The sequence below is a fragment of the Arthrobacter sp. P1_B3 genome, from assembly GCF_056406615.1.
Genome location: NZ_JBFTZV010000006.1, coordinates 67,096 through 85,264 on the forward strand (window position 1 = coordinate 67,096; position 18,169 = coordinate 85,264).

An 18,169-nucleotide genomic window follows, 5' to 3' on the forward strand; every position below is an offset into this window, starting at 1 on the left:
TATCAAGGACCCTTCCGGGGCGGCTTTGGCGGGCTCGGGCCTGACAGCTTTTTCATAGCTCCGGCATAGCTGCCGTAGCTAGATTGAAGTCATTATGGAACAGCAAAATCCACAGCAGCGACGATTCGGATTCCGGCGCACTCCCGGCCGCGGGCCCCGTCGAGGGACCGGCCGGGCACGGGCCCTGATGGGGGCGGCCTGTGCCGCGGTGCTGGCGGTCGTCCTGGCTGCAGGTATCTATTCCTTTGCGCAAGCCCGCTCGACGGCGGCGAATCTCACGACAACGTCGGCTGCGTCGGCTGCGCCGTCTGCCACGACCACAGCGGAGGCCAGCGCGTCGCCGTCAGCCAGTCCCGATGCATCTGCCCAGGCATCCGCCCCGGCTGCGGGCGCGGTGGACGCGGCACTGGACACGCGCATCCAGGCCATTCTCGATGCCAACAGCCAGTACCAGATCGGCGTGGCGCTGGTCGACCTCTCCCAGGGCGCCGGCTCCGCGGACGTCCACGAATACGGGGTCCGGGAGAAGTTCGTGGCCGCGAGCACTGCCAAAGTCCTGGCCGCGGCGGCCTACTACCACCTGGTCGAAACCGGGGCGGCCAGCCTCGATGACCCGTTGGGGAACTACACCGCCGGATTCCAGCTCCGCGAGATGATCCAGCAGAGCGACAACGACTCGTGGTCGCTGATCATGGATGCCGTGGGCCACGAGCAGTTGACCGAGTATGCGGCGTCGCTGGGCGTGAGCTATGACCCGAAAATCAATACACTGACCCCGGCGGAAATGGCGACAATCGTCTCCCGCGTCTACTCCGGGACGCTCCTGAATGCCGGGGACACAGCCCAGCTGCTGTCCTATATGCAGGACACCAACTACGAATCACTCATTCCCGCCGCAGTGCCGGAAGGGATCACGGTCTTCCACAAGTACGGGCTCCTGGGCGGTGAACTGCACGACGCCGGCATCCTCATCCGGGACGGCACCGCCTACGCCCTGGTGATCTATACCAAGGGCCAGGACCTGAGCGACGTCCCGGAACGCACCGAGGTGATCCATCAGCTGACGCAGGCGGTGGCGGGCGCCCTCTTCTAGGCCGCCTCTGGGACGAGCGTGTCAGGGGCCGCCCGCAGACGTCCGGAACGCTAAATCCGGTGCCCTAAATGCCGAGTTCCTCCCGCAGCGCCCGCACGTGGCCCTGCGGGCTGACCTGGTATTGCGCCAGGACCACGTTGCCGTCGGGACCGACAACCACGGTGGACCGGACCGTTCCTTCGCGGACCTCGCCCTCCACCAGCTTCTCGCCCCAGGCCCCGTACGCGAGGGCCACAGCGTGGTCCTCGTCGGCGAGCAGGGGGAACGTCAGCGCGTGCTCGGCGGCGAAGGCGGAGAGGGCCTCACGGGCGTCGGACGAGATGCCCAGGACCTCGTAGCCTGCGCCCCGGAGGGCAGCAAGGCTGTCGCGGAAGTCGCAGGCCTCGGTGGTGCAGCCGGGCGTGGCGGCGCGCGGATAGAAATAGACAATGACGCTTTTGCCGCGGTAATCGGCCAGGGAAATCCGGCGGCCCGCAGCATCGGGCAGCGTGAACCCGGGTGCTGGAGTGCCAGCCCGCAGTTTGGTGGTGACGATGGATTGCATGCAGTTTCCTTCGATCGAGGGTCGGGATGGTTGTGGCAGCGGACCTCAGATGCTGTATTCCGCCGGTCCGCGCACGGTCGCCCGCGGACCGGGGACGAAGCGGTAGCCGCCGCTGCGGACGGTGACGACGGCGTGCCGGCAGCCCTTGAGTTTCCGGCGCAACCGGCCGACGTAAACGTCGATGGACCGGGTTGCCGCGCCAGGGGTGTCGAACGCGTCGAGGCAATGCTGCAGTTCCTCCCGGCTGACCGTGCGGGAGCAGTTCTGCACAAGGCACCTCAGGAGGGTGAACTCCAGATCCGTCAGGGGCACCCGCTCGCCATCGAGCCTTGCGTCCCCGGCCGCGAGGTCGACGGCGAGCCGGCTGATGCTGCCGGGGGCGGGCGCCGGGCCCGCCCCGCCGTCGTCGTCCGGAGTGCCGTCCCCGGCGGGATCCCCGGTCGGGGTTCCCGGCAGGGCGCCGTCTTCTCCAGGGGACCGGACGACGGCGGACGTTGCGGCTCCGGCGGCGGGCCTAAAGTGGACTTCCGCCTCCGGGGCACTTCTTAGGGCGCGGCCAAGCACGAGTTCGGCCGCCCGGGCCAGACAGGCCGGGTCAAGGTCGGCGTTGTCCGGCACGGTGATCCAGACAGCCAGTCCCTTCGCCGCGAGGCCGGCCTGCCGCGGCTGTCCGTTGCGCCTGGCCCGTCCGTGAACGGCGCGTGCGGTGCCGGCCACGGCTGCCTGGCTCATACGTCGCCGCGGCGGATCAGCTTGCCGTTCGGAGTCCGGCCGTCGATCAGGGTGCCGCGGAGATAGGTCTGCCGGACGACGCCGGAAAGCGCCTTCCCGTCGTACGGGGTGATGGGGTTCTTGTGCTTGAGCTTGGAGGCGTCCACGACGTACGCCTCGTCCGGGGCAAACACGGAGAGATCGGCGTCGTACCCCACCGCCAGCTGGCCCTTGTTGGCCAGGCCGGCGAGCTGGGCCGGCCTGGCCGCCATCCACGAGAGAACCTGCTCCAGCGGGATGCCGCGGTGCCGGGCCTCGGTCCAGATCAGCGACAGGCCCAGCTGCAGCGAGGAGACCCCGCCCCAGGCCACGGCGAAGTCCCCGTTTTCCAGGTCCTTCAAATCCAGGGTGGACGGGGAGTGGTCCGAGACGATGCAGTCGATGGTGCCGTCCTGCAGCCCGGCCCACAGCAGTTCGCGGTTGGAGGCTTCGCGGATCGGCGGGCAGCACTTGTAGGCTGTGGCGCCGTTCGGGATTTCCTCGGCCGTCAGCGTCAGGTAGTGCGGGCAGGTTTCGACCGTGAGGCGAACGCCGTCGCGCTTGGCGGTCGCGATCAAGGGGAGCGCATCGGAGGAGGACAGGTGCAGGATGTGGGCGCGGGCGCCGGTCCGGCGGGCCCGTTCGATGACCTCGGCGACGGCCTTGTTCTCGGCCCCGCGCGGGCGGGACGCGAGGAACATCGCGTAGCGGTCGCCGCCCGGGTGGGGTGCGTGATCGATCGCGTGGGCGTCCTCGGCGTGGACGATCATGAGCGAGTCGAAGGATTTCAGCTCTGCCATGTCCTCTTCCATCTCGTCCGCTTCCAGGTGCGGGAACTCGTCCACACCGGAGTGCAGCAGGAAGCATTTGAAGCCGAAGACACCCTCGTCGTGCAGCGGCCGCAGTTCGTGCTTATTGCCCGGGATGGCTCCGCCCCAGAAACCGACGTCCACGAACACCTGGTCCTCTGCTACCTCGCGTTTGAGTTTCAGGGCCGCCACCGTAGTGGTGGGTGGGATGCTGTTCAACGGCATGTCGATGATCGTGGTGACGCCGCCGGCCGCTGCCGCCCGGGTGGCGGAAGCGAAGCCCTCCCACTCGGTGCGGCCGGGCTCGTTGACGTGCACGTGGGTGTCCACCAGGCCTGGCAGGAGGGTTTCGTCGTCGGCGAGCTCGATGACTTCACGGCCGGGGAGGCCGTCGCCCAGCGGCGCGATCGCGGTAATCACGCCGTCGCGGATGCCGACTTCCCGCGCGGCGAGGCCGGCCGTGGTCAGCACCTGCCGCCCGCGGAAGACGACGTCGTAGGTTTCTTCAGACACGGAGGGTCTCCTTTCCAGGAGCACTGTCCAGGGCGCGGGCACCCGGGACGGGGTGCGCCGCGTTGGTCAATTGCTCGCCGAGTTGCCGTCCGAGGCGCTCCAGCAGAGGAGCGGCCTCGGCTATACATGTGTCTACATTGCTTTCCAGCTCCGTCAAAGCGTGGACCGCGAGGAACCCGGAACTGCTGATCTGCTCCCCGGTCAGGACGGACCGGCCGCAGACAGCGACTACCGGAACCCCGGCGCGGCGGGCGGCCCGGGCAACGCCCACCGGAGTTTTGCCCAGCAGGGTCTGTTCGTCGAGGCTGCCTTCGCCGGTGATCACCAGGTCCGCGCCGGCCAGCCGGTCGGCCAGCCCGGTGAATTCAAGGACGACGTCGATGCCCGGCCGGCGGGTCGCGGCCAATACGGCGATCGCGGCGTAGCCCACGCCGCCGGCTGCCCCGGCGCCCGGCGCGTCCGCGGCCTTCCGTGCGCGGGGCCCGATTTCGGCCGCGAGCACGTCCACGAAGTGGGCCAGGGCGGCGTCGAGGGCAGTTACGTCCTCCGCCGTGGCGCCCTTTTGCGGGCCGAAGATCGCCGCGGCACCTTGGGCGCCGAGCAGCGGGTTGTCCACGTCGCTGGCGAGCACGAAGCGTGCCCCGTCCAGGCGGGATTCGAAGCCGGAGAAGTCGATCCAGTCCAGCCTGGCCAGGGCCGCGCCGCCGGGCGGCAGCTCGTTGCCGTGGGCGTCGAGGAACCTGGCGCCGAGTCCCTGCAGGACCCCGGCGCCGCCGTCGGTGTTGGCGCTGCCGCCGACGCCCAAAATGATCTGCCGGCATCCGGCGTCGAGCGCTGCCCGGATCAGTTCGCCGGTGCCCAGGCTGGTGGCGCGTTTGGCGTCCTTGACGCCGTCCGGCAGGACGGCCAGGCCGGACGCGGCGGCCATCTCAATGACCGCCTCGCGGCCGCGGAGCGCGAACTCTGCCCGGAGCGGCGCGCCGGTGGGGCCGCTGACGACGGCGCTTCGGCGGGTGAAGCCGGAGCCGACGGCGGCATCGAGGGTGCCCTCGCCGCCGTCGGCCACGGGAATCCGCAGTACCTCCAGATTACTGATCTGTCCGCTGTCGCGGGCGGCCGCGTGCAGCCCCGCTTCCAGGTGCCGGGCGACGTCCGGGGCCGAGAGCGAGCCTTTGAACTTGTCCGGCGCAATGACCACCCGCATCTCAGGCCTGCAGGGCCAGGATGGCGGTGGGGGCGTCCCCGGCGGTCTCGGCCAGGGCCTCGAACTCGTTGACGGCGTTGATCTCGGTGCCCATGGAGATGTTGGTGACCTTTTCCAGGATGACCTCCACCACCACCGGAACCTTGAACTCGCCCATGAATGCCTTGGCCTTGTCGAACGCGGCAGGAAGGTCCTCCGGGTTTTCCACCCGGATGGCCTTGCAGCCCAGGCCCTCCGCCACCTTGATGTGGTCCACTCCGTAGCCTCTTGCGGTTGCAGAGAGTTCGGTGGAGTTGATGTTCTCGAACGCCAAGGACACGTTTTGTTCCATGTTGAACCCCCGCTGGGACTGGCGGATCAGGCCGAGGTAGGAGTTGTTGACCACCACGTGGATGTACGGCAGGTTGAACTGCGCGCCCACGGCCAGTTCTTCGATCATGAACTGGAAGTCGTAGTCACCGGACAGGGCAACAACGGTCTGGTCCGGCTTGCCGCGGACCACGCCCAGCGCGGCGGGGGCGGTCCAGCCCAGCGGGCCGGCCTGTCCGGCGTTGATCCACTTGCGGGGGCCGAACACGTGCAGCATCTGGGCGCCGGCGATCTGCGACAGTCCGATCGTGGACACGTAAGTGGTGTCCTTGCCGAACGCCCTGTTCATTTCCTCGTACACGCGCTGGGGCTTGATCGGCACGTTGTCGAAGTGGGTCTTGCGGTGCAGCGTGGCTTTGCGTCCGGAGCATTCGGCAACCCAGGCGGTGTAGTCCGGCAGCGACCCGGCGGCGCGGCGTTCCCGGGCCAGTTCCAGCAGCCCGTCCACGGCGGCAGCGGCGTCGGAGGCGATGCCGAAGTCCGGGGAGAACACGCGGCCGATTTGGGTGGGCTCGATGTCGATGTGCACGAACTTGCGGCCGGCGGTGTAGGTGTCCAGCCCACCGGTGTGGCGGTTGGCCCAGCGGTTGCCGATGCCGATCACGAAGTCGCTGCGCAGGAAGTTCTCGTTGCCGTAACGGTGGGAAGTCTGCAGGCCCACCATGCCTGCCATCAGTTCGTGGTCATCCGGGATAGCGCCCCAGCCCATCAGGGTGGGGATCACGGGGACGTTCAGCAGCTCGGCCAGCTCCACCAGCTGCCCGGAGGCACCGGCATTGATGATGCCGCCGCCGGCCACGATCACCGGGCGCTCGCCGGCGGTGAGCATGTCCAGTGCCTTTTCCAGCTGCTTCCGGCTGGCCTTGGGCTTCTCCACGGGCAGGGGCTCATAAGTGTCGATGTCGAATTCGATCTCGGCCATCTGCACGTCGATCGGCAGGTCCAGCAGGACCGGGCCTGGGCGGCCGGAGCGCATCAGCTGGAAAGCCTTCTGGAAGGCGCCGGGAACCTGGCCTGGCTCCAGGATGGTCATGGCCAGCTTGGTGACGGGCTTGGCGATGGACTCGATGTCCACGGCCTGGAAATCCTCCTTGTGCAGCTTGGCAACGGGTGCCTGGCCGGTGATGCAGAGCATCGGGATGGAATCGGCCCAGGCCGCGTACAGGCCGGTGATCATGTCCGTGCCCGCGGGGCCGGATGTGCCGATGCAGATGCCGATGTTGCCGTCCTTGGCCCGGCTGTAGCCGTCAGCCATGTGACTGGCGCCTTCAACGTGGCGGGCCAGGGTGTGGCGGATGCCGCCGTGGGCCCTCATGGCCGAATAGAACGGGTTGATCGCCGCGCCTGGCAGGCCGAACGCCTCGGTGGCGCCCTCCTTTTCCAGGATGGCGACGGCTGCGTCTACGGTGCGCATCTTCGTCATGGTGTGCTCCTTGAAAGTCTGTTTTTGGGTGTGCTTGAGGTGCCGGCGTCGTCATTGACGACGTCGGGAGGCTGGGTTCAGGTGGTGACCGGCGCCTGGCCGGCGGTTTACTTCCGGCCGCTGAGCTGGAGGACCTGCTTGAAGAGGCCGGAGTGATCCAGGCCGCCGTCGCCCTGGTTGACAGTGGCGGCGACGAGCTGCGCGACGACGGCGCCGAGGGGGACGGCGACGTTGGCCTCGCGGGCCGCGGAGGTGACGATGCCGAGGTCCTTGTGGTGCAGGGCCAGGCGGAAGCCGGGGTCGAAGTTGCGGTCCAGCATCTTCTGGCCCTTCTGCTCCAGGACCTTGGACCCGGCCAGGCCGCCGCCGAGGACCTTGAGGGCGGCGTCCGTGTCCACGCCGTAGGCCTCGAGGAAGGCGATCGCCTCGCCAAGGACTTCAATGTTGACGGCCACGATCAGCTGGTTGGCTGCCTTGACTGTCTGGCCGGAGCCGGAGGGCCCCACATGGACGATGGTCTTGCCCACGGCGGCCAGGACATCCTGGGCGGTCTCGAAGTCGGCGGCGTGGCCGCCCACCATGATGGAGAGCGCGGCGTCGATGGCGCCTTGTTCCCCGCCGGAGACCGGGGCGTCGAGGGGACGGATTCCGGCGGCCCTGGCGTCGTCGGCGAGGCGCTTGGCGACGTCGGGGCGGATGCTGCTGGCATCGATCCACAGGGCGCCCGGCTTGGCGTTGGCGAAGACGCCGTTGGGGCCGCTGACCACGCCTTCGACGTCCGGGGAGTCCGGCACCATGGTGATGACGGTGTCGGCGCCCTTGACGGCCTCCGCGATGCTGCCGGCGCCCCGGCCGCCTTCGGAGACCAGTTTGTCGGTCTTGTCCTGACTGCGGTTGAAGCCTGTGACCGTGTGGCCGGCCTTGACGAGGTTGATGGCCATGGGCAGGCCCATGATGCCGAGTCCGATGACTGCGATGTTGCTCATTGTGGTTCTCTTTCTGAAGTCTTTTTATGCGTTTTAGCGCAGGTGTGCTTCTGTGCCGCGGCGGGTGCTGGTGGGTGGGCCCACGCCGGCCGGGTTCCCTGGCCGAGCTTGCGAGGTCAGGGTGCTGGTGGGTGGGCCCACGCCGGCCGGGTTCCCTGGCCGAGCTTGCGAGGTCAGGGTGCCGGTGGGGACTACTGCGAGACGCGCTGGCGGATGGCCCAGCTGAATGCGGTCTCCGCCGGTTCCTTGTATTCGAGGCCGATGTAGCCCTCGTAGCCGAGTGCGCGGCTGCGGGCGATCCATTCGCCGAGGGGAAGCTGCCCGGTTCCGGGAGCCCCGCGGCCGGGGTTGTCGGCGATCTGGATGTGGCCGAAGTCCTTGGCGTGCTTTTCGATGACGGCGGCGACGTCGTCACCGTTCACTGCCAGGTGGTAGAAGTCGGCGAGGAGCTTGATGTTCCTGGCGCCGGATTCCTGCTTGACCCGGGCGATGACGTCGAGGGCGTCCTGGGCCGTGAGCAACGGGTACTTGGGGGCGCCGCTGACGGGTTCCAGGAGCACCGTGCCGCCGATGCGGGCGATGCCTGCGGCCGCCGTCGCGAGGTTTTCGGCGCCAATGGCGTCCTGCTGCTCGGCGGATTCGCCGTCAATGCGGTTGCCGTAGAGGGCGTTGAAGGCCTTGCAGCCGAGGCGCTCACCGATGCCGGCGACGACGTCGATGTTGTCCTGGAATTCGGTGGAGCGCGCGGGCCAGGATACGAGGCCGCGGTCCCCGCCGGGCATGTCGCCCGCGTTGAAGTTCAGGCCCGTGAGCTGCACGCCGGCGTCGGTGATGGCGTTCTCAAACCGGGCAACCTCGGCGTCGGTGGGGACGGAGGTTTCGAAGGGCCACCAGAATTCGACGGCGTCAAAACCGGCGGCCTTCGCGGCGGCCGGGCGTTCCCAGAGGGGGAGCTCCGTCAGGAGGATGGAGCAGTTCACGGTGTACGTCATTGTGGGTTCCTTCCGGTGTGGGCGGGAGCTGGATCCCGGGCGTCTTTGCCTTGCAGATCCGATTACTAATTCCACTTCGTTGCCTGCTTAGTTCCTGCATGGTTTCCGCTTGGTGGAATTTAGATTCTGCTTTATGAAAAGTGTAGAGAAGTTGGGGCAGGGGAGTCAAGGGGTGGAGAGTCAATGGGGGTGCGTCGGGGAAGGGCCGGGCTGCGCGTCTGGGCGGCGCCTTGGGACTGTGGGGTCCTCGCGCGGCGGGCACAGCTTTGGTGCCCGGGCATTTCACGGCGCGGGCCGTTTCAGGTCAGGGGGCCGGCATTGGGTGACTGCCCCGCCGGGAACCGTCTGATCCCGGCGAAGGGCATCCCTACCGCTTCCTGGGGTCCTTCCGGACGCCCAGGCCCACGAGTGCGCCGACCGCAAGGCCGATCAACATGCCCGTGAACGGTTTGTCGGCGGTGGCGGCTCCGATGGCGAAGCCGAAGGCCGCGCCAAGGAGCAATCCGATCCACAGGGATTCGTACTTCACAGCCTCAGGCTAGCAAGCAACGCCCAGGCCACAAGGGCTCCCGGCCGCGGGCTCCGGAACCACGAATGAGTCCGCCCCGTCAGACGGGGYGGACTCCACTGCGTATTCGGTATTGGTGGATCGGTCTTAGATCAGGCGGATCTGGCGGTTGACGTCTTTGTACAGCAGGTACCGGAAGTTGCCCGGGCCGCCGGCATAGCAGGCCTGGGGGCAGAAGGCACGCAGCCACATGAAGTCGCCGGCCTCCACCTCAACCCAGTCGTCATTGAGCCGGTAGACGGCTTTGCCCTCCAGGACGAAGAGCCCGTGTTCCATGACGTGGGTTTCCGCGAAGGGGATGGAGGCGCCGGGCTTGAGCGTGACGATGTTGACGTGCATGTCGTGGGCGAGGTCCTCCGGGTCCACGAAGCGGGTGGTGGCCCAGGCGCCGTCGGTGTCGGGCATGGCCCGCGGTTCGACGTCCTGGTCGCGGGTCACGAAGGATTTCGCCGTGAAGCCGTCCAGCGGCTCATAGGCCTTCCGGATCCACTGGAAACTGGCGATCTCCCCGGACTCGTTCGCCACGGACCACTGGGCCCCGGCGGCGAGATAGGCGTAGCCGCCCTCTCCCAGCTTGTGGATTTCCCCCTCGAGGGTCAGGGCCAGGGCGCCCTTGGTCAGGAAGATGACGCCTTCGACGCCGGCCTCGGGCTCAGGCTTTTCCGCTCCGCCGCCCGGTCCCACCTCGACAATCAGCTGCGAGAACGTCGTGGCAAAACCGGCGATGGGCCGGGCAATGATCCAGGAGCGGGTGTTGGTCCAGCCGGGCAGCGTGCTCGTGACGATGTCCCGGAGCACGCCCTTCGGAATGACGGTGTAGGCCTCTTTGACGATGGCCCGGTCCGAGAGGAGCTGGGTCTGCGGCGGAAGCCCGCCCTCGGGGTAGAAATAGTTGCTCATGGGTGCGTTCCTTTAGCTGAGGGGGTGGAGGTGTTGGCCAGCCGGGGATGGGCCAGCGCGGTGAGTTGGGGGAGCCCGACGCCGGCCAGCGCCAGGACTTCTTCGGCACCGACGGCGCCGCATTGGACGCCGCGCAGAACGAAGGCCGCCAAGGCGCGTGCGGTGGCGGGTTCATCCATGACGCCGCCGGCGGTTTGTTCCACGTAATTGCGGAGCCGGGCAGCGGCGGCGGGCAGCCCTTGCCGGTAGAAGGCATAGGTTGCGGCGAACCGGCTGGGCAGCTGGGCCGGGTGGAGGTCCCAGCCCTGGTAGTAACCGCGTTCCAGCGAGCGGCGGACCAGGCGGCCGTGGAGCTGCCAGGCCTGCTCCACGTTCTCGCCCACCGGGATGATGTTGGTGGAGCCGTCGGAGAGCCGGATCCCGGTGCCGGCCACGGCAAGCTGCATGACTTCCTTGGCAAAGTCCGCCACGGGATGCTCCATGGACTGGTATTCGGCGGAGATCTGCAGCGAGGCCGAGTAGTCGTAAGTTCCGTAGTGCAGCCCGCTGATCCGGCCGGGCACCGCGTGCGGCAGGCGCGCCACCGGCGAGGTTCCGTCCGGGCCCAGGATGAGCTGCGGCGTTTCCACCTGCACCTCAAAGCGGAGCCGGCCCGCGGGGAGCGAGTGGACTTCCTCGAGGCGGGACACGGCGAAGGCCATGGCCTCCACCTGCGCCACCGTGGTGACCTTGGGCAGGGTGAGGATGAGCCCGTCCGGCAGTTCGCCGGCCGCGGCCAGCTGCGATACGAAGAGATCCAGGGTCCGCAGGCCCCGGGCGCGGGTGGCGGCCTCGAAGCACTTGAAGCGGATCCCGATGAAGGGCGGCGCGGTCCCGGCGGCGACCGCGGTGGCCACGGCGGATGCCGCGGCCGAAGCGGCGGCGTCCTCGGCGTCGTCGCCCCGGTCCCCGAACCCGTCCTCAAAGTCCAGGCGGAGGTCCTCGATCGGTTCGCGTGAGAGCTTGGCCCGGACCCGCGGCGCGACGGCGGCGGCCAGCTCGGGGTCCTGGCCCTGCAGCGCGCACAGGTTTTCGACTCCGCCGCGGGCGTCCACCGCAGCGAGGGCCTGGGCGCCCCAGTCCGCGGTGAACCCCGGGCTGAAGCGGTCGGCCGGGACGTAGACGGTGTGCACCGGCTGGCGGGAGCCGTCATCGCCAGGGTAGCTGCGCTCCAGCAGCCGGTCGGTGTCGGCGAGCTGCGCATCGATCCGGGCGAGATCGGCCCCCGAGAGGGCCGGCGTCACCGGACCCTGGCTTCGGGGCTGGCTCCGTAGATGACTGCGCGGCTGCGGCCTGGCGCTGGCGGAGGTGGCTGCCATGGCTCAGCCCACCAGCTCGTACGCCGGCGTGGTGAGGAAGTCCGTGTAGTCCTCGGACAGGCAGATGTCGCCAATGAGCTTGCTGGCGGGCAGGTAGTGCTTCGCGAAGGCGTCCTCGCCCACCTCGCCGCGGAGCTTCTCGGTTTCCTCGGCCAGGATCCCGGACACCAGCTCGCGGGTGACGGTCCGGCCTGTGTCGGCCAGCACCGAGTGGTTGCGGATCTGCTGCCAAACCTGGGACCGCGAGATTTCCGCCGTCGCGGCGTCCTCCATCAGGTTGTGGATGGCCACCGCGCCGTTGCCCGAAATCCACACCGCTGTGTAGGCGACGGCGACGTAGAGGTTCAGGCGCATGCCTGCCTCGGTGACCGTGCCATGGGCGGAGGCGACGTCCAGGAGCTGGTCCGCGGTGACCGAGACTTCCGGGCGCTGCCTGTCCAGCTGGTTCGGCCGCTCGCCCAGAACGGCGTCGAAGACGTCCCGGCAGACCGGCACCAGGTCCGGGTGGGCCACCCAGGAACCGTCAAAGCCGTCGTTCGCCTCGCGGGTCTTGTCCGCGCGCACTTTCTCGAACGCCTGGGCGGTCACCTCGGGTTCGCGGCGGTTGGGAATGACGGCCGCCATGCCGCCCATGGCGAAGGCGCCGCGGTGGTGGCAGGTCTTGACCAGCAGTTCGGTGTAGGCACGCATGAACGGCGCGGTCATGGCCACGGTGGCGCGGTCCGGCAGCACAAAGCGCGAGCCGGCGTCGCGGAAGTACTTGATGATGCTGAACAGGTAATCCCAGCGGCCCGCGTTCAGGCCGGAGGCGTGGTCGCGGAGTTCGTAGAGGATCTCGTCCATTTCGAAGGCTGCGGGGATGGTCTCGATCAGGACGGTGGCGCGGATGGTGCCTTGCGGAATGCCGAGGTAGTCCTGGGCGAAGACGAAGATCTCGTTCCACAACCGGGCCTCGAGGTGGCTCTCCATCTTGGGCAGGTAGTAGTACGGGCCATGGCCGTTCGCCAGCAGCTGCCTGGCGGTGTGGAAGAAATGCAGGCCGAAGTCCACCAGGGCGCCCACGGTGTGTTCGCCGTCGATCAGCAGATGGCGCTCGCCCATGTGCCAGCCGCGCGGGCGGGCGACAACGACGGCCAGCGGGGCATCGGTCCGGAGCGTATATTCCTTCCCCTCGGGGGAGGTGTAGGCCAGGGTGCCCGCCGCGGCGTCGCGGAGGTTCAGGATCGATTCGATCACGTTGGACCAGGTGGGGGTGCTGGCGTCCTCGAGGTCCGCGAGCCAGACCTTGGCCCCGGAGTTCAGGGCATTGATCGCCATCTTGGCCGGTGCGGCCGGGCCCGTCATTTCCACCCGGCGGTCCTGCAGGGCCGCCGGGGCTGGGGCCACCGTCCAGTCGCCCTCACGGATATCGCGGGTTTCCGGCAGGAAATCGAGCCGGCCGGTGCGGGCCACCTCGTCGCGTTTGACCGCGCGGGCCTTGAGCAGATCCCCGCGGGTGGCGGCGAATCGCTGGTGCAGTTGCTCAATGAAGGCCAGCGCCTCGGGAGTGAGGATCTCTTCCGCACGGTCAACGGGGCGGCGGGCTGAAATGGTGAGGGCCATTGTGGTCCTTCCTGGTCGGTGAATCAGGCGGCGAATCAGGCGTGGGTCGGCGCGGAGGCCGGGGCCGTCGCATGGGCGGCCGCGGCAACTGCGGCGGCGACGTCGGCGGCAACGTGGGGGTCGAAAACGCTGGGAATGATGTAGCTGGCATTGAGCTCATCGTCGGCCACCCGGTTGGCGATCGCCGCGGCGGCGGCCACGAGCATCTCGGAGGTGATGTCTGCGGCCCCAGCGTCCAGGAGCCCGCGGAAGAACCCTGGGAAGGCCAGGACGTTGTTGATCTGGTTGGGGAAATCGCTGCGGCCGGTCGCCACCACAGCGGCGTGCCGTGATGCGACCACCGGGTCGATTTCCGGCGTGGGGTTGGCCATGGCGAACACAATAGCGTCCTTGGCCATGGATGCCACCTGTTCTTCGCCGATCACGTGCGGTGCGCTGACGCCGATGAAGACGTCGGCTCCCTTGAGCGCTTCGTGCAGGGTGCCGGAGAACCCTTGTTCATTGGTGTTCTCGGCAATCCAGGTGCGGTGCTCGTCGTTGTACTGTTCGCCGAAGTGGATCGCTCCCGAGCGGCCGGCGGCGATGATGTTGCGGGCCCCCTGCGCCTTGAGCAGCGCAATGATGGCGGAGCCGGCGGCGCCGACGCCCGAAACGACAATCCGGACCTCGGCGAGTTTCTTGTCCACGACGCGCAGGGCGTTGGTCAGGGCTGCCAGCGTGACGATTGCGGTTCCGTGCTGGTCGTCATGGAAGACCGGGATGTCCAGTTCCTCGCGGAGCCGGGTTTCGATCTCGAAGCAGCGCGGCGCGGCGATGTCCTCAAGGTTGACGCCGCCGTAGACCGGGGCGAGTGCCTTGACGATCCGGATGATTTCCTCCGTGTCCTGGGTGTCCAGGCAGACCGGCCAGGCGTCGACGTTGGCGAACTGCTTGAAGAGCGCGGCCTTGCCTTCCATGACCGGCAGCGCGGCGGCCGGGCCGATGTTGCCGAGGCCCAGGACGGCGGAGCCGTCGGTCACGACGGCGATGGTGTTGCGTTTGATGGTCAGGTTCCGGGCGGCCTCGGGGTTTTCGGCGATCGCCAGGCAGACACGGGCGACGCCGGGGGTGTAGGCGCGGGAGAGGTCGTCGCGGTTGCGCAGGGCGACCTTCGGGACAACCTCCAGCTTGCCGCCGAGGTGCATCAGGAAGGTGCGGTCCGAGACGTTCCGGACCGTGACGCCGTCGAGCGCGTTGAGCGCGTCCTTGACGCGTGCGGCGTGGGCGTCGTCCGTGGTGTTGCAGGTGACGTCGACTACCAGGGTCTCGTGGTGGGACTCGGTGACGTCCAGGGCTGTGATCGCGGCGCCGGCGGCTCCGACGGCGGCGGCCAGTTCGCTGGTGGCCGTGACGCTGGACGGAGCCTCCACGCGCAGGGTGATCGAATTTCCGGGGCTGGGATTCGCCATTGAATTTCCTCCTAGTCGGCCCGTTGACGGGCTCTCGCTGAACTCAGTTATTTCGTATTATGGATATTATTATCTACTTTGTGGAAATACAAGCCCCGTAGCCCGTCGACGGCGGGCTGGCGGTACTGTATCTTGGGTCCACTAGGCACTTTTTTCACGATGTGGATAAAATTTGTCGTAAACAACCCCTCAGGAGAGCAAAGTTATGGCGGAAAAAGCCCCCGGAGGCGTGCAGTCCGTTGAACGCGTTTTCGAACTTCTGGAACTGATTACTGATGCCGGCGGTGACGTCACCCTCAGCGAACTCTCGTCCTCCACCGATCTGCCGCTTCCCACCATCCACCGGCTGCTGCGCACCCTCGTCACGCTGGGCTATATCCGGCAGCTGCCGAACCGCCGCTATGCCCTGGGCCCGCGCCTGATCCGGCTGGGCGAGGCGGCGAACAAGCAATTGGGGGCACTCGCGCGGCCGCAGCTCCAGTCCCTCGTGGAACGGCTCGGCGAGACCGCCAACATGGCCGTGCTGGACTCTGACATGGTGATGTACGTGGCCCAGGTCCCGTCCCTGCACTCCATGCGGATGATCACCGAAGTGGGCCGCCGCGGTTACATGCATGCCACAGGCATGGGCAAGGCGATCCTGGCCCAGCTGGACGATGAGACGGTGCGTGGCATCGTCACCCGGAAGGGCATGCCCACCCCCACTCCGAAGAGCATCGGCGACGTCGAGTCCCTGTTCGCCGACTTGAAGCTGATCCGCAGCCGCGGCTATTCCATCGATGAGGAAGAGCAGGAGATCGGCGTCCGCTGCTTCGCGATTGCTATCCCCAATGCGCCGACCCCCGCGGCGATTTCCGTCTCCGGGCCCGTATCCCGGGTGGACGAGTCCTTCGCGGACCGGGCGGTGCCGTTGCTGCGCGAGGCCGCCCTGGCGATTTCCCAGGACCTCAACAAGAGCTGACCTCCAGCGGCCGTGGCGCATTCTGCCAGGCCACGTTGCGGCCCCTTTACCGTCACGGGGAGGGGCCGCAACGCTCATGCCGGCCGGGGGCGCAGGGACTAGTGCCCGGATGTCGCGGCGGACTCCACCGGGACTTCCTTGCCGTCGGAGTCGATCAGTTTGCCGTTCTCATAGCGGTCGCCCTCGGCCAGGCACTGAAGGTCTTCCTCGCGGATGACCCGGCCGGTTCCGGCCACGAAGACCGACTGGTTCTCCGAGTTGCCCTTCTTCAAGTGGTTGAAGAGCAAGTTCAGCGTGATGGCCATGACGGCCGCGGAGCTGATGCCGGAGTGGAAAATCGTTCCGAACCAGCTGGGGAACTTGTCGTAGAAGGTGGGGGCGGCGATCGGGATCATCCCGAAACCGATGGAGGCGGCGACGATGATCAGGTTCATATTGTTCCGGTACTCCACCTTGGCCAGGGTGCGGATGCCGCTCGCGGCCACAGTGCCGAAGAGCACGATCCCCGCACCGCCCAGGACGGCCGTGGGAACCGCCGCGACCACGCGGCCGAGCACCGGCAGCAGGCCCAGCAGCACCAGGATGACACCGCCGGCCGCCACCACGTAGCGGCTCTTGATCTTGGTGACGGCGACCAGGCCAACGTTCTGGGCGAACGCGCTCTGCGTGAAAGAGCCGAAGACCGGCGCCACGAGGCTGGAAACCATATCGGCCCGCAAGCCCGCGGCGATCCGCTTCGAATCGACCCGGGTGCCCACGATCTCGCCGACGGCCAGGATGTCGGCCATCGTCTCGGTCAGGATCACCAGGACCACGATCAGCATGGAGATGATGGCGGCAGCCTCGAAAGTGGGCGCGCCGAGGTGGAACGGCGCGGGGAAGGCGACGATCGGGCCGTCGCCGACCTTCGAGAAGTCCGCCATGCCGGTCACGACGGCGACCCCCGTTCCGGCCACCATGGCCAGCAGGATGGACAGGCGGGAAATGGTGGCGTTGCCGACCTTGCTCAACAGGAGCACGAGGGCCAGGGTAATGGCCGCCAGCCCGATGTTGGCCACGCTCCCGTAGTCCTCCGCCTTCTTGTTCCCGCCCATGGCCCAGTTGGCCGCCACGGGCATCAGCGTGAGGCCGATGGTGGTGATGACTGTGCCGGTGACCACCGGCGGGAAGAACCGGACAATCTTGGAGAACACCGGGGCGATCAGCAACCCGATGGCTGCAGAGGCAATGACGGCGCCGAAGACGGCCGGGAGGCCACCTCCGCCGGTGACGATGGCGACCATGGTCGCCACGCTGGCGAAGGAGACGCCCTGGACCAGGGGGAGCTGGGAGCCGAAGAACGGCAGGCCCAGGGTCTGGAGCAGGGTTGCCAGGCCGCCCATGAAGAGGGCCGCGGCGATCAGGACCCCGACGTCGGCGGGCGCCAGGCCGGCGGCCTGGCCGACGATCAGGGGGACGGCGATGATGCCGCCGTACATGGTCAGGACGTGCTGGAAGCCGTAGGCGAAGCTGCTTCCGACGGAGAGCCGTTGGTCTTCGGGGCGCGGAGTGCCGCCGGAGCCGCCGGAGCCTCCGGTGCCGCCGGTGCGTGGCAGCCGGGCGGTCAGTTTCTTGCGTGCGTTCATGGCAGACCTTCTTGGTTCATGGCGGACGTCGTCGTCCGGCTAACAATGTCTGGCTAACGTTTACTTGAGTGCCGGCGCCGGAAGCCCGGGCCGGCCTGTTCGGGAGTCCTAGCAGAAGCCGGCGATCCCGGACCAGGCGATCTCGGCCGGTGCAGCGTCTTCACGCTGGACCGTGGCCTCGATCAGGCCGTAGGGGCGGTCGGCGGCAAAGAAGACCTCGTTGGGGTTGTCGAGGCCAAAGGGCGAGAGGTCAACGAGGAAGTGGTGCTTGTTGGGCATGGAGAACTTAATCTCGTCGATCTCGGTGTGCGCTTCAAGGACCTTGGCGCCCATGTCGAAGAGGGTCTGCTGCAGGGCGTGGGAGTACTTTTCGCTGAACCCCTCCAGCAGCAGGCTCTTGACGTCCTCGTAGCTCTTGTTGAAGTCGAACGTGCCGAAATCGGTGCCGGCCTTGAAGCGCCAGCGGGCCGATACGTCCGTGGCGAGGATGCGGTCGGACGTTTCCGGGAGGGTGGTGTACTTGTCCCGCGGGAAGCCGCTGAACCCGGACTGGGTCGACTTCAGCACGGTGAGGTCCTTGAGCCCGGCGATGAGGTGCTCGGTACCGCCGTCGCGGACAAGAACCGCGGTGCGGACTTCCTGGCCGCTGCGGACGAAAGAGTGGTCGTGCCCGGCCCCGTGGGCCTGGATCCGGTCCCATTTGTAGGACTCGGCCGCCCAGCGGCCGCCGGTGACCCAGCCGAAGTTCGAGGTAAAGTGCTTGCCCAGCCGCAGCAGGAAGGCTTCCGGGGAGCCGATGCCGTCCCGGGCGAAGGCGTAGATCGTGTTCTTTTGGGTGTCCGTGGCTACCACATGGCTGTTGTCGCCTTCGAGGTGGGCCGCCGCGAAGTCCCCCCGCAGCTGCGAGGTGACGTTCAGGTCTTCGATTTCATGGCGGTCGGCGTCCCTGGTGATCTTGACGACCCGGACTTCGGCTTTTCCGTACTGGTTGTGGCCGAGGACGATCTTGTTGCTCATGGTCTGA

The 18,169-nt window shown here is 67.8% G+C and carries 16 protein-coding genes; 2 read left to right on the forward strand and 14 right to left on the reverse strand.

The genetic code is table 11. The annotated features are described in order from the left end of the window. Window positions 1-94: 94 nt before the first annotated feature. On the forward strand, window positions 95-1,093 hold the full coding sequence (locus tag AC1D2F_RS09285; RefSeq protein ID WP_229995579.1) for a serine hydrolase: 999 nt from the start codon (window positions 95-97) through the stop codon (window positions 1,091-1,093). A 64-nt stretch (window positions 1,094-1,157) separates the two neighbouring features. Here the strand turns inward: AC1D2F_RS09285 and bcp are convergent, their stop codons facing one another. The 12 genes from bcp to AC1D2F_RS09345 form a co-directional block, all read right to left on the reverse strand. Further along, window positions 1,158-1,637 (reverse strand): thioredoxin-dependent thiol peroxidase, encoded by a 480-nt coding sequence (gene bcp, locus AC1D2F_RS09290; protein WP_229995578.1) that lies wholly within the window; start codon window positions 1,635-1,637, stop codon window positions 1,158-1,160. Between the two features lie 45 nt (window positions 1,638-1,682). Next, the gene (locus AC1D2F_RS09295) at window positions 1,683-2,369 is read right to left on the reverse strand and encodes a winged helix-turn-helix domain-containing protein (RefSeq protein ID WP_229995577.1); all 687 of its coding nucleotides are present in this window, start codon (window positions 2,367-2,369) and stop codon (window positions 1,683-1,685) included. Further along, on the reverse strand, window positions 2,366-3,709 hold the full coding sequence (gene allB / locus AC1D2F_RS09300; RefSeq protein ID WP_364748502.1) for an allantoinase AllB: 1,344 nt from the start codon (window positions 3,707-3,709) through the stop codon (window positions 2,366-2,368). The genes AC1D2F_RS09295 and allB overlap by 4 nt, the downstream gene beginning before the upstream one ends. Next, window positions 3,702-4,913 carry a glycerate kinase gene (locus tag AC1D2F_RS09305; protein ID WP_364748499.1) on the reverse strand — a complete coding sequence of 404 codons (1,212 nt, stop codon included), beginning with the start codon at window positions 4,911-4,913 and terminating at the stop codon, window positions 3,702-3,704. Before AC1D2F_RS09305 ends, allB begins: the two co-directional genes overlap by 8 nt. Before the next feature lies 1 nt (window position 4,914). Beyond that, window positions 4,915-6,705, reverse strand: coding sequence for a glyoxylate carboligase (gcl, locus tag AC1D2F_RS09310; protein ID WP_476966585.1), 1,791 nt, complete (start codon window positions 6,703-6,705; stop codon window positions 4,915-4,917). A 107-nt stretch (window positions 6,706-6,812) separates the two neighbouring features. Next, window positions 6,813-7,691 carry a 2-hydroxy-3-oxopropionate reductase gene (locus AC1D2F_RS09315; RefSeq protein ID WP_229995573.1) on the reverse strand — a complete coding sequence of 293 codons (879 nt, stop codon included), beginning with the start codon at window positions 7,689-7,691 and terminating at the stop codon, window positions 6,813-6,815. A gap of 191 nt (window positions 7,692-7,882) precedes the next feature. Then, entirely contained in the window at window positions 7,883-8,683 is an 801-nt protein-coding gene (locus AC1D2F_RS09320) for a hydroxypyruvate isomerase family protein (protein WP_229995572.1), read from the reverse strand. Window positions 8,684-9,050: 367 nt separating this feature from the next. After that, window positions 9,051-9,212, reverse strand: coding sequence for a glycine zipper domain-containing protein (locus AC1D2F_RS09325; protein WP_229995479.1), 162 nt, complete (start codon window positions 9,210-9,212; stop codon window positions 9,051-9,053). A 126-nt stretch (window positions 9,213-9,338) separates the two neighbouring features. Next, on the reverse strand, window positions 9,339-10,151 hold the full coding sequence (locus AC1D2F_RS09330; RefSeq protein WP_476966586.1) for a bifunctional allantoicase/(S)-ureidoglycine aminohydrolase: 813 nt from the start codon (window positions 10,149-10,151) through the stop codon (window positions 9,339-9,341). Further along, entirely contained in the window at window positions 10,148-11,434 is a 1,287-nt protein-coding gene (locus AC1D2F_RS09335) for a DUF6986 family protein (protein ID WP_229995493.1), read from the reverse strand. The genes AC1D2F_RS09330 and AC1D2F_RS09335 overlap by 4 nt, the downstream gene beginning before the upstream one ends. Window positions 11,435-11,512: 78 nt before the next feature. After that, complete coding sequence (aceB, locus tag AC1D2F_RS09340) at window positions 11,513-13,111, reverse strand: malate synthase A (protein WP_229995481.1); 1,599 nt, start codon at window positions 13,109-13,111, stop codon at window positions 11,513-11,515. A gap of 35 nt (window positions 13,112-13,146) precedes the next feature. Continuing rightward, window positions 13,147-14,559 (reverse strand): NAD-dependent malic enzyme, encoded by a 1,413-nt coding sequence (locus tag AC1D2F_RS09345; RefSeq protein ID WP_476966587.1) that lies wholly within the window; start codon window positions 14,557-14,559, stop codon window positions 13,147-13,149. Between the two features lie 205 nt (window positions 14,560-14,764). Here AC1D2F_RS09345 and AC1D2F_RS09350 point away from each other — a divergent pair, with 205 nt between their 5' ends. Next, window positions 14,765-15,520, forward strand: a complete 756-nt coding sequence (locus AC1D2F_RS09350; RefSeq protein WP_229995483.1) for an IclR family transcriptional regulator — start codon at window positions 14,765-14,767, stop codon at window positions 15,518-15,520. Between the two features lie 98 nt (window positions 15,521-15,618). Here the strand turns inward: AC1D2F_RS09350 and AC1D2F_RS09355 are convergent, their stop codons facing one another. Beyond that, complete coding sequence (locus AC1D2F_RS09355; RefSeq protein ID WP_364748490.1) at window positions 15,619-17,145, reverse strand: nucleobase:cation symporter-2 family protein; 1,527 nt, start codon at window positions 17,143-17,145, stop codon at window positions 15,619-15,621. A gap of 108 nt (window positions 17,146-17,253) precedes the next feature. Further along, window positions 17,254-18,162, reverse strand: coding sequence for a factor-independent urate hydroxylase (gene pucL / locus AC1D2F_RS09360; protein ID WP_476966588.1), 909 nt, complete (start codon window positions 18,160-18,162; stop codon window positions 17,254-17,256). Between the last annotated feature and the right edge of the window lie 7 nt (window positions 18,163-18,169).